This window comes from Desulfobulbus oligotrophicus, assembly GCF_016446285.1.
Taxonomy (GTDB): Bacteria; Desulfobacterota; Desulfobulbia; order Desulfobulbales; family Desulfobulbaceae; genus Desulfobulbus; species Desulfobulbus oligotrophicus.
The window spans coordinates 1,584,597-1,600,122 of the sequence record NZ_CP054140.1; the positions used below are offsets into that span (position 1 = coordinate 1,584,597).

At 54.6% G+C, this 15,526-nt stretch carries 12 protein-coding genes; 7 read left to right on the forward strand and 5 right to left on the reverse strand.

Going from position 1 to position 15,526, the window contains the following annotated elements; genetic code table 11:
* The 5 genes from HP555_RS07095 to HP555_RS07115 form a co-directional block, all read right to left on the reverse strand.
* Positions 1–1,086, reverse strand: coding sequence for an HlyD family secretion protein (locus HP555_RS07095; RefSeq protein ID WP_199260971.1), 1,086 nt, complete (start codon positions 1,084–1,086; stop codon positions 1–3).
* Complete coding sequence (locus tag HP555_RS07100; RefSeq protein WP_233249101.1) at positions 1,083–2,519, reverse strand: efflux transporter outer membrane subunit; 1,437 nt, start codon at positions 2,517–2,519, stop codon at positions 1,083–1,085. Before HP555_RS07100 ends, HP555_RS07095 begins: the two co-directional genes overlap by 4 nt.
* Before the next feature lie 403 nt (positions 2,520–2,922).
* Positions 2,923–3,882: a lysylphosphatidylglycerol synthase transmembrane domain-containing protein gene (locus tag HP555_RS07105; RefSeq protein ID WP_199260973.1), complete on the reverse strand. Its 960-nt coding sequence runs from the start codon at positions 3,880–3,882 to the stop codon at positions 2,923–2,925.
* A gap of 14 nt (positions 3,883–3,896) precedes the next feature.
* Entirely contained in the window at positions 3,897–6,470 is a 2,574-nt protein-coding gene (gene mgtA, locus HP555_RS07110; protein WP_199260975.1) for a magnesium-translocating P-type ATPase, read from the reverse strand.
* Between the two features lie 151 nt (positions 6,471–6,621).
* Entirely contained in the window at positions 6,622–7,173 is a 552-nt protein-coding gene (locus HP555_RS07115) for a GNAT family N-acetyltransferase (protein WP_233249102.1), read from the reverse strand.
* A 602-nt stretch (positions 7,174–7,775) separates the two neighbouring features.
* On the opposite strand from HP555_RS07115, the gene HP555_RS07120 reads away from it, so the two are divergent.
* The 7 genes from HP555_RS07120 (at position 7,776) to HP555_RS07150 (ending at position 15,521) form a co-directional block, all read left to right on the forward strand.
* A complete protein-coding gene (locus HP555_RS07120) occupies positions 7,776–8,501 on the forward strand; it encodes a DUF4393 domain-containing protein (RefSeq protein ID WP_199260979.1) in 726 nt (241 codons plus the stop codon).
* Positions 8,502–8,741: 240 nt separating this feature from the next.
* Positions 8,742–9,143 (forward strand): DUF302 domain-containing protein, encoded by a 402-nt coding sequence (locus HP555_RS07125; protein WP_199260981.1) that lies wholly within the window; start codon positions 8,742–8,744, stop codon positions 9,141–9,143.
* A gap of 718 nt (positions 9,144–9,861) precedes the next feature.
* Positions 9,862–10,269, forward strand: coding sequence for a DUF4372 domain-containing protein (locus HP555_RS14360; protein ID WP_199260982.1), 408 nt, complete (start codon positions 9,862–9,864; stop codon positions 10,267–10,269).
* 92 nt (positions 10,270–10,361) lie between these two features.
* Positions 10,362–11,780, forward strand: a complete 1,419-nt coding sequence (gene hutW, locus HP555_RS07135; protein WP_199260984.1) for a heme anaerobic degradation radical SAM methyltransferase ChuW/HutW — start codon at positions 10,362–10,364, stop codon at positions 11,778–11,780.
* A gap of 6 nt (positions 11,781–11,786) precedes the next feature.
* Positions 11,787–14,111, forward strand: a complete 2,325-nt coding sequence (locus tag HP555_RS07140) for a TonB-dependent receptor (RefSeq protein ID WP_199260986.1) — start codon at positions 11,787–11,789, stop codon at positions 14,109–14,111.
* A gap of 71 nt (positions 14,112–14,182) precedes the next feature.
* Positions 14,183–14,794: an MptD family putative ECF transporter S component gene (locus HP555_RS07145; protein WP_199260988.1), complete on the forward strand. Its 612-nt coding sequence runs from the start codon at positions 14,183–14,185 to the stop codon at positions 14,792–14,794.
* Positions 14,772–15,521: an energy-coupling factor transporter transmembrane component T family protein gene (locus HP555_RS07150; RefSeq protein ID WP_199260990.1), complete on the forward strand. Its 750-nt coding sequence runs from the start codon at positions 14,772–14,774 to the stop codon at positions 15,519–15,521. Before HP555_RS07145 ends, HP555_RS07150 begins: the two co-directional genes overlap by 23 nt.
* Positions 15,522–15,526 lie beyond the last annotated feature (5 nt).

The window sequence follows — 15,526 nt, forward strand, 5'->3', positions numbered from 1 at the left end:
TTACTCCGTAAATCGTGAGGAGAGCTGTGCCGGCCATTTTGTCTGCGGATCGAGTTTGACCCAGGCTTCACCCGGCAGACCGGTTTTGACGTGTTCCAGGTGTTTGTGCAGCAGTGCGGGCGGGATCTGCGCCTTGATACGGAACATCAATTTCTGGCGTTCCGAGGCAGTTTCCACGGTCTTTGGTGTGAACTGGGCTGTGCTGGAGACAAAGGACACAGTTGCCGGAATCGGGATGTCAGGAGCGGCGTCCAGAACAAGACGAACCTCGGTGCCAAGAGCCAGACGACCCGCAGCCTCACTGGGCAGAAAGAAGGTCATGTACACATCGGACAGATCGATGACGTTCAGGACACGACCGCCGGCCCCCAGCACTTCGCCGGGTTGTGCCACACGAAACTGAACACGGCCGTCGCGCGGGCTTTTCAGTTCGTTGTCACGGATATCGACCTCGACCTTGGCCACCGAAGCCGTGGCTGCCTTCACCGCCGCGGTTGCACCGATCAGCTGAGCTTCAGCTGCCTTGATCGCGGCAACAGCAGCTTCGGCCTGGGCACGGGTGGCTGCCAGGGCTGCCTGGGCGCCGAGAACCGCTGCCCGGTCATCGTCCACCTCCTGAACTGAGGCCGCGCCTTCCCTGGAAAGTGTTTCCGAACGGACCAGACGTCGCTTCGCTGCATCCAGCTCGGCTTCCCGCTGAGCAACAAGCGCCTGTGCGGCTGTGGCATCGCTTTTGCGCAGTGCAACCTGGGCCTCTGCTGCCGCCACATTGGTTTCGGTCTGGTGCAGAGATGCTGCAGCCTCATCCTGCTGGGCAATTAAGCTGTCGATATCCATCTTCACAAGCGTCTGACCGGCACGAATAAAGTCGCCTTCATTGACCAGAATGTCGCTGATCCGACCCGACAGCTTGGTGGAGATATCGATTTCAGTGGCCTCAATCCGGCCGTTGCCTTTAATAAAGCCGGCTTCATGGTTGGAGTTGATATACTGCTGCCGGCCCCACCATGCCGCGATACACAGGACTGCGACAATGAGGATAGCGGTGATGATACGGTTGAGGGAAAAAGATCTCTTGGTACTCATGGCCTGTTCAGAGGTTGGGTTGAAGGAGCCTGGTTGTCTGTTGGCGCGGCAGAGGCGGCAAGATCGCTACCACCACCCAGAGCGCTGTACATGGTAACCTGGTTTGAAAGCAGGGCGCGGCGTGTCTGCACCACCTGCTGTTCTGCGTCCAGAAGGCTGCGTTCGGCATCCAGGACTTCCAGATAGGTGGCGGAGCCGTTGTCGTAGCGCAGTTGTGCCAGCCGTGCACGTTCGGTCTGGGCAGCCCGGCTGATCAGCTGGACGTCGAGTTGTTCGCGAAGCCGGAGGCGTATTGCCAGGGTGTCTGCTACTTCGCGAAACGCGCTCTGAATGGTTTGTTCATACTCGGCGACTGCCATGTCACGCCGGATTTCCGACAGTTCGAGGTCTGCCCTGCGCCTGCCGGCATCAAAGATGGGCAGGGAGATGGTGGGCGCAAAGGTCCAGGACCTGCTGCCCGATCTGAACAGGCCGTCCAGCTCCGCGCTGGCGGAGCCAAGGCTGCCTGTCAGGGCAATACGCGGGAAAAACGCGGCCCGGGCGGCACCGATATTGGCATTGGCGGCACGCAGGCGGTGCTCGGCGGCGATGATGTCGGGGCGGTTGGTCAACAGTTCGGCAGGGAGGCCGGGCTGCAGATCAGCAAAGACCGTTGTCTGGTCAGAGGATGCCTGTTGCGGCGGCAGATCCGAATCTCCGCCGACCAGAAATCGCAGGGTATTGAGCTGCACATCCCGCTGCTGTTCGAGTTGTGCCCACTGTGTCTGCGCCTGTGTCAACAGGGTCTGCACCTGAGTGACATCCAGTTTTGAAGTGGAGCCGACTTCATAGCGGCGCTGGAAAATACGGTACGATTTTTCACGGCTGTCAACGCTCTGGCGTACGATCTGCACGCGTTCATCGAGTTCGCGCAGGGTCAGGTAACTGTTTGCAACCTCGGCGATCAGAGCGACGCGGGCAGCCTGTCTGCCGGCTTCCGTTGCCAGCCAGCTCTCCAGAGCCGCACCTTCCAGGCTGCGTACCCGTCCCCACAGATCCAGTTCCCAGGTGGTCAGGCCGAGCTCTGCCCGATATTCGCTACCGGTTGTGGCCTGGCCCATGGGACTCAGGTCTGCCGGTACCCGGGAGCGTGCTCCCCGGCCATCCACATTGATCTGCGGAAACCGTTCACTGCGTTGAATGCGATAGGCGGAGCGGGCCTCATCCACGCGCAAAATGGCCATGCGCAGGTCGCGATTGTTCTCCAGCGCCAGCTGGAGAAGTCGAATCAGGGTCGGATCGTTAAAGTACTCCTGCCAGGCCAACTCAGGGACAGGTGTACTGTGCGCTTCGGGTGACGCCATTGGATACGTTTGGGGCACAGGGGCGTCGGGTCTAGTGTAGGCAGGTGCCATGGAGGTGCAACCGGGCAGGACAGCAAGTGTGAAGATCATCAACACAACAGTCAGCCAAGGCAAACCGCAGCTGTGATGCATGTGTTTCCGCAAGGGGGAAGAGGTCTGGGTAGTCATCTGGTTTATTTTTGCTGGTACGACAGTATACTCATCGTTTCCTTGTGCCGGAGGAGACTTGGGGCGGTGACCATGAGAACAAAGCTGCACAGCACTCTGCAGAGTGAAGGGGCCGCAGCAGCCGGCAGACCTCAGCATTTTTTCCGGGTAGGCAGCAGGCAGTCAACCGGCTCGTGACCCTGCCATAATACGCCTGATTGGCCTTTTTTGCAAACACTGGTCTGTGGAAGAGGCTGGAGAACGTTGCCATGGAATGCTGCTGCACATCATGCCCCTGTGTTGTGCCAACCCCCGATACAACAAGTTGCTCTGTCTCTGCGCAGATTCAGCGTAGGGCCCAGCGCACCATCCACATACCCGGCAGCATGGGCAGCCATAAGGTAAACCCGCGCAACAGCAGGGTTGCCGTCAGTGCGGCCTCCACCGGCACGCCCATGACGCCCAGCATCCCCACGCAGGTTGCCTCGAAACTGCCTAAACCCAGGGGAATCGGCCCGATGGTGGCAACCATGGAGGCGAGCACAAAACACGGGAAAACAGCCCAGATCGAGACCGGTATGCCGACGACCTGCAGCATCACCCAGAGGGTGGCGCTATCGAGGAGGAAAACCGAAAGGTGCAGCAAGGTGGCGATTATCATGAGCAACGGCTTGTGCATCAGTTCGTCGGGCGCATCGGCAACATCGTGCATAAGTTGCTTCAGGCCGGGGGTATGTTGCAGTATCTTCGGCAACTCTTGATACTGCAGATTTCGCAGCCAGAGCGCACCGGTGGGGATACCGGCGGCTACCAGGGAAAAAACAATGACCACCGCCACAATCCAGACATGGACCGCATGATAGAAGTGCAACAACCCAAGGGTTGCCAGCGCGGCAATCAGATAGGCCCCATAGTAGGCCACCAGACTCAGCAGCAGGGTGGCCATGCACAGCTGATTGGGAATTCCGCGGTGATTGAGGGCTGCCATAAAAAACGCGGTTCCACTGATGCCGCCGCTGGGTACGGCCTGATCGGAAAACAATTTGGCAATGCCCAGTGGAATGAGGGGCAGCAGGGGATAGTGCGTCCCGGCGACGCGCAGAGACAGATACCAGACTGCGGCCACGCAGAGATAGGTGGTCAGCTGCAGAAAAAGTGCTGCCACCAGCCAGACCGGCTCAGCCCTGCGCACAAGGTGCACGAAATTCTCCAGCTCCCCGATATGGGTGACCGCGAGTATCAATCCCGCCAGAAGCAGCAGGCCGGGCAGCCGGTTCTTCAGCTTCTGCAGCAGAGACTGTTGCATAGAGACCGGCTCCACTATGAAGAGACACCCGTCTGTTGCGGTCTGCTGAACCGCCGAAAGAAGATATGCTTGGTCATTTCAGAGACCAGCACATAACAACCGGTTATGGCAATAATCGCAATCAGCACCGGACCCGGCAGGGGGGCGAGTTCAAAGACAGCACCGATGGGCAGGAACGGCAGCAGCAACGTCAACACCACCATCCCTGCGATACTCCACATGAGAAAACGCCCGGGTCTGCTCTTGAAAAAGGGTTGATTGGTTCGAATAATCAACAGGACAAGCAGTTCCGTCATCAGCGATTCCATGAACCAGCCGGTGCGGAAAACCTCGGCCACCTCACCTGCCAGGGTCAGCAGTACCGCAAAGGTGATAAGATCGAAGACAACGCTCACCAGGCCGAAGGTGAACATGAAGTTACGGATCAGCTTGATATCCCAGCGATGCGGCGTAACTTCCCAGTCACGGTCCACGTTGTCGTCGGCAATACCCAAAGCCGGAATATCCGACAGGAAGTTGTTCAGCAGGATCTGCTTTGCCAGCAGCGGCAGAAAGGGCAGAAACAGGGAGGCGATGGCCATGCTGATCATGTTGCCGAAGTTGGCGCTGGTGGTGATGAAAATATACTTGATGGTATTGGCAAAGGTCCGGCGGCCTTCATTGATGCCCTTGTGCAGAACCTCCAGGTCGTGTTCCATCAGGACAAAGTCGGCAGCCTCCTTGGCCACATCCACGGCCTGATCCACTGAGATGCCGACATCCGCGGCGTGCAGTGCCGGTGCGTCGTTGATGCCGTCGCCAAGATAGCCCACCACGTGTCCTGTTTTCTGCAGTGCGCTGATGATACGCTCCTTCTGGTTGGGGTCGACCTCGGCAAACAGGTTGACCTGCGGGGCCAGATGCCACAGAGCCTCATCCCGCATCTCGTCCAGATCGGCGCCGGTGATGATGCGCTCCACCTGAAACCCGACCGCCTCGGCAACATGCCGGGCAACATGGCGGTTGTCGCCGGTGATGATCTTGGTCTGCACGCCGAGGTGTTGCAGTGCATCCAGGACATTGTGCACATTTTCCTCGGGCGGATCAAAGAAGAGCAGAAAACCGTCAAACACCATCTGCTGTTCGTCATCGCGCGTGTAATGCCCGGCCTGCTCAGGCATGTCTTTGTGGGCAACACCCAGCACCCGGTAGCCCTCGGCGCTCCAGGCGGCGAAATGCTGTTGGATGGTTTGGCTATACCCTTCATTAAGGGGAGCGATTGTCTGAGCTGTCTGTACCCGGTCACAGACAGCCAGAACGTTCTGCAACGCTCCCTTGGTGATCATCCGGCATGTTTTGTCAGCTTTTCGTCCAACAACAATGCTCAGACGTTTGCGCGTGAAGTCATACGGAATTTCATCCAGCTTTTCATAGTCCTGTGCTGTGAGGCCTTTTTTCTGGGCTGCTGCAATCACAGCCTCATCCAGGGGGTTGGAGAGCCCGGTTTCAAAAGAGGAGTTGAGATACGCCAGATGCAGAACCGTCTCGTTGTTCTGTCCGGTTGTGTCCAGTGTCCTGTCCAGCTCCACCACACCTTTTGTCAGGGTACCGGTTTTGTCGGTGCAGAACACGTCCATGCTGCCGAGGTTTTCGATGGCATTCAGACGTTTGACAATAACACCGTGCGTTGCCATGGTTTTTGCCCCGCGCGACAGGGTGATCGTCATTATGGCAGGCAGCATTTCAGGGGACAGGCCCACGGCAAGGGCCATGGCAAACAGCACTGTCTCAATGGTCGGGTGGTGCAGGATGATGTTGATCGCCAGAATGACCACCACAATCACCAGCATGACACGGACCAGCAGCATGCCGAAATGACGAAGGCCGCGCTCAAACTCTGTCTCCGGTGCCCGCAACGAGAGGGTGCCTGCAATTTGGCCGAAATGGGTTGCTGAGCCGGTTTGCACTACCAGGGCTCTGGCAGTGCCGCTGCGGACCGATGTTCCCATGAACACGCAGTTGTTGCGTTCAACAAGACCGGCACCTTCGGGCACAATACCCGGCTTTTTTTCCACGGGAAAGGTTTCGCCGGTCAGCAGGGCCTGGGTCACATGGAAATCCTGCGCCTCGATCAGCAGTCCGTCACCCGGGATCAGGCTGCCCGCGCTGAGCAGGACAATATCGCCGGGCACCACATCTTTGACGGAGATCGACAGGCTTTGTCCGTCACGGACAACCGTTGCCCGGACCGCCACCTGTTGCTGCAGTTTTTCCACAGCCTTTGTCGAACGAAACTCCACAATAAAACTGAGCACTGTGGTAATGACGACAATGGCAAGCACGATCAGGGCATTCAGCCAATCATGTACCACGAACGCCACGAGAGCAGCAAAGATCAGGATCAGAACCAGCGGGTTGCTGAACCGTTGCAGAAACAGGCGCAGCGTCTTTGCAGAGCCATGGTCAGCCGTCGTCGCATTGGAGCCGTACTGTTGCAGACGTGTTGCCGCAGTGGAAGAGTCCAGCCCTTTGGTATGGCTCTTTAGGGCCTGCATGACCTCATCGGCCGGCCGGCTCCAGTATTGGGCAACTGAGAGGGGAGGGTTCATGGCCTGTTTCTCCGGTAGGTGTTGAAGAAAACCCGTCCACTGTTTTCCATTGTTTTTATGGAACGTTGTGCGCGGGTAACATGGTGCTACGGTAAAACGGGTGTGGCCAAAGCTCGTGTCGAGTGTTACCGGTCTCTTCTTTCCAGGCTAATTAATCAGAGTACTCTGTATTTTCCTGCGGGATCGGCTGATCAGTGGGGCGATGTCCGTTTTTCTTTTCCGGCCTGGATGAAGGATGATCAGCACTCCGCCTGCGTATACGCTGGATTTCGGAATCAAGGTTCATGGTCAGATAGATGTGCTTGTGCGGATGGCCGAATCCCTGTTTCCGGAAAAAATGGAGGGCACCCAGGTTCTCAGCAGAGGTGTCTGCCAGGAGCATGCGAATGCCCCGTTCGATCATAAGATCCTTGAACTTCTGGAAGAGTTTGTCGGCAACGCCGTGCCGCTGGACGTCCGGATGGACCCCCAGCCAGATCAGGTAGCCGTATTTCCAGGCGGAATGGGATTTGATAATGGTTGTCCCCAGTAAAAAACCCTTCAGCTGCTCTTCGACCTCTGCCACAAGGCAGAACTCCGTATCACTGTGAAAAAGCCCCACCACTTCGTAAACATCCCAGGTCCGATAGGTGTTGGGCGCCTCATCAGCCGTGTAGAGCATCTCTCCCAAATGAAAAACCGGGGCTATGTCATCCACCTCCATCTCGCGTATCCGAACTGAAACACGCCTCTCTTTTCCTTCTGAAGATCCCACAGTATCACTTTGTCTGATTGTTGATCGTTTTCGGATCCGGTCTCTGGAGATCCGGTCCTGAAGCATTCTTGAAGTGAGCTATAATAAATTCAGTTGCACATGATGTCCAGAGTGCGAGGGGCTGACGGTGCATTTATCTGATCGGGCAGGGGGGAAGGAATTGAACAGCAGGCGCTGAAGCAGTGGTCTGCGGCCATACGATAGTCTGCCGGGGCAGAGAACGATCAAAAGCTGTGTGCAGAGGGTTGACCGGGTAACAGGATGTTTCTTCTATTCAGATCGAATAATGATGTTTGAGTATTTAATTCGGATGTGGCTGAAATATGGTCGAAAAACAGCATGTAAAACAGTGTTTCCGTACTTGGGATTGAATACTATAAATGACGATGGTATATCCTGTTTCAATTGTTCATGATAACAATGTTAATCAGGACCAGTTCTGTAAAATGCAAGATATAGTAGTCTGTCACTATAGGTTTATGCTGCTGCTGGAGACGAAAAATGGCGATATCAAATAAAAACCGAAACGTTATACGCTTGGAGTCTAACTCATGAACTGGTTGGAAAACCTTTCAAAAATACTTCCTGTGGACAAGATCTACGAGGATATCGCGCAACCAGCATTTCGGGAAATCGGCGATGCTGCACGAAGTAGTGTCAGAGCTGCCCGTTTCCTTCTTGCTCCCGTAGACTATCTCGCTGCTCACCAGGTTCGATGGCAGCGATGGCTGAAGAAAATAAATGACCAAGTCCCTGAAAAAAATCTAATCCTTGCTCACCCTCAGCTAACAGGTCCAGCAATTGAGGGGCTGCGATACCTTGAGGAAGAAAATATTCTGGCGGAGCTGTTTGTTAACCTTTTAGCGCGATCCATTGACAAAGACCGTGTTAGTGAAGCGCATCCCGCCTTTGCAAAGATCATCGCTCAGCTTTCACCGGATGAGGCGCTGATCATCTATCTTTTGAACAAAGAAGAACGAATATTAAAGCAATACTCCAAGTACTTTCACAAAACTTCGACATTTGGCCCGAGGGAAATAGTGGAGAATCATTTTCCCCTCGCTAAACTGGCTTACCCGCAGAACTATTTCATGTACATGGATCATCTTTTCAGTCTGAACTTGGCCGGTGTGTGGCAGCATGGAAATCAAGAGCCAATTATGAAAAATGGGCTCCAAACAGGAGTAAACATCACTAGCTACGCTCAACTGACTCCGTTTGGAAAGCTTTTTTCCAAAGCATGCCTTCCGAATAATATCGATGAATGGACGATATAACAACTGGATAGATGGTGGTCTGAAAACTGGCTGCACCTCAATACCGCTGGTGAATTTCAACGTCAGGCACAATGAAAGAGGGACCATGTTTGTCTGAAATGTAGCTGCTGTTGTCAGTCAATCCAAGTAAGAGGTGGATTTACTTCCTGGGCACCACGTGGGGCTCGCGCCTAATCACTCATTCAAACCAACGCCGTTTTGCGGCGCGGCTTAACTTTAACAGTACCTGGCAAAGATCCTATGGCATCATCAGACATCATCAACATCAAAAGTCCGTACCCTTTTTTCGAGACTGTGCAGCGTCTGCTTGCTGCATTTGCAGCAAAGAACATCAAGGTTTTTGCAACCATTGATCAGCAGGCCGAGGCCAGTGCTGTGGGGCTGACAATGGAACCAACCACTTTGATCATCTTCGGCAACCCGCAGGCCGGCACACCGCTCATGCTTGCCAACCCGCAGGTCGGTGTTGATCTGCCGCTCAAGGTGCTCATCAGCGAGTCAACTCCTGGAGAGGTTGTTGTCTTCTTCACTGCTGCAACAGCCATCATCAAGCGTCACGGGCTGCCATCCGAACTCACTGCAAACCTGGCAGCAGCTGAGCGTTTGATCGAGGCTACGCTGAGCAGGAGCACTGACTCCTGACAGTTTGTGCAGGCTGTTCCACAGTTATCGGTCTGATCTCCAGCAGGTAGCTGCCGGTAAACAGAGGAGCCATCCCGGGCAACTCAGACACAGCAAAGACAATGATCCGCAATCGGACGGATGCTGGTTTTTCTGACCGGTCATTGCCCTCCTTCAGCTTTAACCATCATTCAACAGCTGGAACCTGGTGATGCATTCTCCATGCAACCTCCCAGCTGAACACTGTTGCGTTTAAACCATCTTTTTCAAACTCATCAACCCTGATCGCCCTGGACAAGGTTGATCCCGCCACACTTTCATTTCATATTTTTCTTCATAATTTCAATTAGATATTGAGAAGTTTTCAGGTGAACAGCAGGTTTTTCCTGTTGGGCAATGTAGCTGCATCAAAAAAATTTAGGAGACTCTAACAATTTACTTGTCAGCTTATTTATTTTCGCTATAGTGGATTTCTCGATGAGGGAGCCTGGTCATGCAGGCATCGTGCACCCGACTTGGTCTTTCCATCATCAAAGCATGCAGACGGAGCAATTCCGATTTTTTCTCCGGAGTTTTTTTACCCGTTGAATGCAGACTCTTTAAATCATCAGTGTCTGGTTACGGTACAGATTGAACGCTCTAACTTCTTGTTTTTTTGTTTATAAATAAACAAACATGCCTGTGATCGACTTGAACAGTCATCCCTTTCACCGACACCCTGTTGGAAACTTTCCGGAGGATGGGGCAGGTGCCCATCGGGAAGCTGGTTTTTGCACAGGGCATGGAGCACATGTCATCGGCGGTCTTTTGCCGGTGCATGGCCACATATCAAGGCAGCAGGCAGGTAAGCATGTTCACCTGTCTCGATCAGTTTCTTTGCATGCGTTTGTTCAAATCGCAGACAGGCAGGGCCCCAGAGCCGCAACGGTTTATACACTGGATTCACCAACCATTGATCTGCGTCTCTCTCCGCCTTTTGGGGCAACTTTCCGCAGACAAAAAGGGGGTCCTGCCTGTATCCGACGACAATTATTTGCAGAAAATCCGAGCACGGGTGCTCTTTTGCTTGAAAACGATTTGCAATTTCGCAGGTGCGGTCTGTCCGGGAAAAACTTGCGGAACAAGCATCGGCTTGAGTGGCGGTTAGGCATTTTTCCCCAGGCTGAGCAGGACTTGTTTAACTGAATATTTTCAATATATTCACTAACATCAACCAAGTAGTTGTCATAAGGATCTATCATGTCCAACAGTCCCAGTGCCATGTCGGGCAGAAAAAAACCCGCCCCCCTCAACATGGTTCCGGAAGCACCCGGTGCTGAGGCCTCGTACTTTGCCGCAATCTCTGATTCCCCTGTCAGCAGGGCGTTCAGCCGTAAGGTTTCCGTTCACGCCGGAATGGGCGGTGTTCCGGTTCCCAGGGAAGAGATTCCCGCTTTGCAGGAGCGTTTGCGTGCCGGGCGTGGCGGCCGTCCTGCCGCTGCCTATGTGCACTTGCCCTATTGCGAAAACAAGTGTCTGTACTGCGGATTTTTTGGCGGCAAGTACACTGAAAACGCAGGGGCAGTGTACCTTGAGGCCCTGGTACGGGAGATTGAGCTTGAGCGGGCGTACTGTAACCCGGAAGCTCCCATCAACGCGCTCTACCTTGGCGGCGGTACTCCCACTGCCATGCAACCGGATGAGCTGCTGCATCTCCTGCAGACCCTGAAGCAGGTTCTGCCTCTTGCCAATGATTGCGAGATCACGGTTGAAGGACGCATCCATAATTTTGAACCGAAACGGATAGAAGCCTGTCTTGAAGGGGGAGCCAATCGATTTTCCATCGGCATACAGAGCTTCAATACAGAGATCCGTCGCCGTCTGGGCCGTATTTCCACGAAAGAAGATATTATCCGCAACCTCCGATTTCTTGCCCGCTATAACCAGGCGGCACTCATTATTGACCTTATCTATGGACTTCCCGGCCAAAGCCTCACCGACTGGGAAGATGATATCCGCACCTTTCTTGATCTGCCGCTGGACGGCGTGGATCTGTACCAGCTCAACATTTTTCCGGGCAGCGCACTTTCCAGCGCTATTGATACAGGCAGAGTTCCTCCGGCGGCGTCGTTGCCGCAGCAGGGTGCTTTTTTTGAGCGGGGCGTGGCATTGATGCAGGGTGCCCGTTGTCGCCGGCTGTCCATGAGTCACTGGGGACGCACTGCGCGTGAGCGGAATATTTACAACCCCCTGGCTAAAAAAAGAGCGGACTGTCTGCAGTTCGGCGCCGGTGCCGGCGGTGTTCTGCAGGGGTGGTCCATGTTCAACCATCCCAAGGTTGAGCAGTATCTTCAATGTTGTAATGCCGGAGAAAAACCCGTGGCCATGATGGCTGCGCCGTCGCCGGATATGTCGGTAGTGCGCGTTATTCTGGAGCAGATGGAGTTCTGCCGGTTGAACCTGAACGATGTTGATGCGGCCTTCGCAGGCTGTACAGGCAGGAACGGAAAGAAAAAGGACGCACACACCCTGTATGCGCCTCTATTGGACAACTGGAAAAAGGCGGGGCTTGTCACCCAGGATGGCCCCTGGGTGGAACTCTCGCTCGCAGGCCAGTTCTGGCAGGTAAACCTCACACAAGCGCTCATTGGCTGGCAACGCCAAATGGGCAAGGAGTAAGTATTGATGCATCCACTACATGCATATCCACTTAAACCATTTCTGCTTGCGTTCCCGGTCACGGTCTTGCTCACTGTGGCCGGTATGCCAACGGAAACAAATGCGGCTGAAGACGCTCCGGTTAAACTGGAAAGTGCAGAGACCAAGCCCCGCCAGGGACAGACTACCCCAGGAGAGGCAAGCGCGCAACCAGACACCGCCCCGGATCCTGAAAAAACAACGGAGACTCTCCGGGAGGTATCGATCACTGCGACACGTACCGAACGGGAGATCTTTGATGTGCCTTCTTCCATTGCAGTGATCGGCCCGAAACAATTAGCGCATGAACCGCAAGCCACCATTGCCGAGCAACTGCGGGATATCCCCGGTGTGCAGGTCAATGACGGCGGTATAGGCGGTGGGGCGAAACGCGTGTCCATCCGTGGCGAGAGCGGATCCAGAGTGCTTGTCCTGATCGACGGCATGAAGATTTCCGAACAGAAATCCATGGACGGCAGCATGATAATGATCGACCCGCTCAATATAGAGCGTATCGAAGTCATTAAAGGTCCGGCCTCTGTTCTGTACGGCTCGGAAGCCATTGGCGGCGTGGTGAACGTTATCACCAAAAAAGGTGGAACAAGACCTGTGCAGGGGACTCTGGCGACCACCTATAACAGTGCTACCAACTCGCTCACTCCCTATGCCTCGCTGTACGGCTCGTATAACGGCTTCAGCTATCGTGTTTCCGGTGACTATACGGACGCAGACGACAAACGCGGCGCTGACGGCAAATTGCCCAATACCGGTTACATGGAAAAAAACTGGTCGGCCTACCTTGACTATGCCTGGGAAAAGGGCAGGGTTGGTGCCGGGTATGACCACTATTGGAGCTCCAACAGTATCCCGGGCGTTGTAACGACGGAAACAACAACCAATACGATTACCGCCGGTATGGGATCCCTGAATGTGACAGGTCCGGCAACTGTCGGCATAGATCTGGATCTGCCCAAGTGGAAAAGAGACCGTGTCTACGCATTTGCTGAATTCGACGAGATCTCAGAGGCGCTGAAAAAAATAAAGCTCACACCATTCATGCAATGGACCCATAAAGATTTCACCAACACTATTTCTCTGGACTATGACGCCGGCGCTCCTTCTCCCATGCCACCTCCAGGCGGGCGATTTTTGTTCGAACAGACCATGGAGCAGGATATCTGGACACGCAACAAACAGACCAGCCACGGCCTCAACCTGCAGACAGATTGGATGCTCGGTGCGTCTCATTACGTTATTGCCGGTATGGACTATCTCTATGACGATCTGGATGCATCCACAGAGACGACCATGGACATGCTGCTTCGCATGAGACCCAACAGCAACAACCCGTTTATTCCCTGGGTGGAGGTCCCTGCGCAAACTTATACGAACTATATCTATAAGGGGAGTCAGAAGACATTGGCCGCCTATGTACAGGATGAATGGCTCATTACGCCGGACTGGACGGCCACCATCGGTCTGCGCGCAACCTGGATAGATTCCAAGCTCAGCGACACCAACGACCCTGCTCTGGACGAGAGAAGCACTACGGACAGTCATGTCGTGGGAAGTGCCGGTCTTGTTTACTCCGGCTTTGAAGACTGGCGCCTGCGCGGCACCTATTCGCAGGGGTATCGGTACCCCTCATTGAACCAGTTGTACATCGGCACATCGCATGGCAACAGCGGGTACAATTATCCGGACCCTAATCTGCAACCGGAAAAGTCGAATAACTTTGAACTGGGAGCACGGTACGATGCCAACGGCTTTGTAGGTGATTTCGGCGTATTTTATTCGATGGCGGATGACTACATCGCCATGAAGTCGCTGCCCAACACCTTTGATAACCAGTTCACCAATATGGATTCCGCAATCACCTATGGTGCGGAACTCATTCTCAGCTACACGTTTGAGCCGTGGGAGCTGACACCATATGTCAGTGGAGCATACCTGCACCGCCGCTACGACCAGGGGGAGAACGGGGGCAAAACATCCGACACCGGTGATCCGCACTGGACAGGACGGGCCGGCCTTAAATACGAGCACCGGTACTCCAGCAGATTCAGCGTGTATGCCGATGCCTTCGGCCGTTTTTCATCAAGAGCTAAAGAGAAAATCGACGACGATACCACAGACTATCAGGCGGGCTGGGGAACAGCCAACCTGGCCCTTGGCGCGCGTTTTGGCGAGGAACGCAATGTCTTTGTGGACCTGGGACTCAACAACCTGTTTGACAAGCGGTACACACCGGCAAAAAGCTCTGTGGAAGATGCCGGCTTCAATGCCGTTGTGCGGGTTGGGATGGAATTTTAATGTCGTGCACCTGGTACAAAGGTCTGTGCCAGGTGCACAGTCAATGGTTTTAGATTTTCAGGGGAGTTTGTATGAAATCCGCAGAGATCATGCTTCCAGGAGACACCCCCATGCCTCCGCTTGTGGTGAATGGAGAGGCGAGTGCGTACCGACGGACACACTGGACCACGCGTGAACTTGTGACCATCGGCGTATTTGCCACGATAATCAAGGCCTCGACCATCATGCTGGCCTATGCCGGCGGCGGTATGAATCCGGTCACGCTGGCGGCTAAAAACTGCCTGTATGCCACGTTGATGATTGTGCTGCTGCATAAAGTCCCGCGCACCTGGACCATGACCCTGGCCGTGGGCATAACCTCGCTGATCTCTCTGCTGCTCATGGGGCAGGGTATTCTGCACGGGCCAGCCACGGTGGTTGCCTGTCTGCTGGGCGAAGGGGCCATCTCTATGCTGGGAGGATATGGCAGAACCCGCAACATCGTCGTGGGGGTGATGGTGGCCGAAATTGCCTCTAAGGCGGCAGGCCTCGGCCTTTCCTGGCTGGTTATGCGGGAACAGCCGGGCATGCTCATTGTTGCCACCGTGTTTGTCGCCATAGGTGCTATAGGAACTTTTCTGGGAAGTATTACCGGAATCCGGTTTATGAAGGAGCTGCGTCATGCGGGCATCATTATTCACTAACACCAACACGGAAACCTTTGTCGCCGGGCTGGATGTGCGGGCAAAACTGTTGATCTGCATAGCCGGTTCCGTGGCGTCCATTATTCTTTCCTCACCGCTCAGTCTCGGATTGATTCTGGGGTTGAGTACCATTCTGGCGTTTGGAGCGGCCAGACCCGGAACCATTATGAAGGCATACTGCTTTGGCCTGCTGATGATGTTTATTGCCATGGGCTGCACCGCGCTCATCGGGCTTGCCGTACCAAGTCTGATGCGTTGGAACTTTGTCAGTCTGACGGTACCGTTTTTACGGATGCTTGTTTCCATCAACCTGCTGCTCATGCTTGCGCTTTCCACCTCTGTACAGGAGTTGTTCAACCGGCTGCGGATGGCACGTCTGCCTACCTGGCTCCAGATACCTCTTTCCGTGGCCATACGTTTTATCCCGACCTTTCTTGAAGATTGCGCCCAGATACGCGACGCAGCCCGTCTGCGTCCGAGCAGAGGATTGACCGGGTTATGGCGCGGCATGGTGGTGCCGCTGTTGTTTCGTGTACTGTACTCCGCAGATGACCTTGCAATGGCCGCTGAACTCAAGGGAATCAGCACAGCGGGGCAGGCAGGGGGCGAGACGCTTCCCGGTCTGGGCCAACGTGATTTTGTGATGTTGACGCTGACTGTTGTTGCTTTTTGTGCGGCAATTGCTCTCCAGCACTTCGGACCGCTCTTTCCCCCCCTTCCCATGTGAGTTGT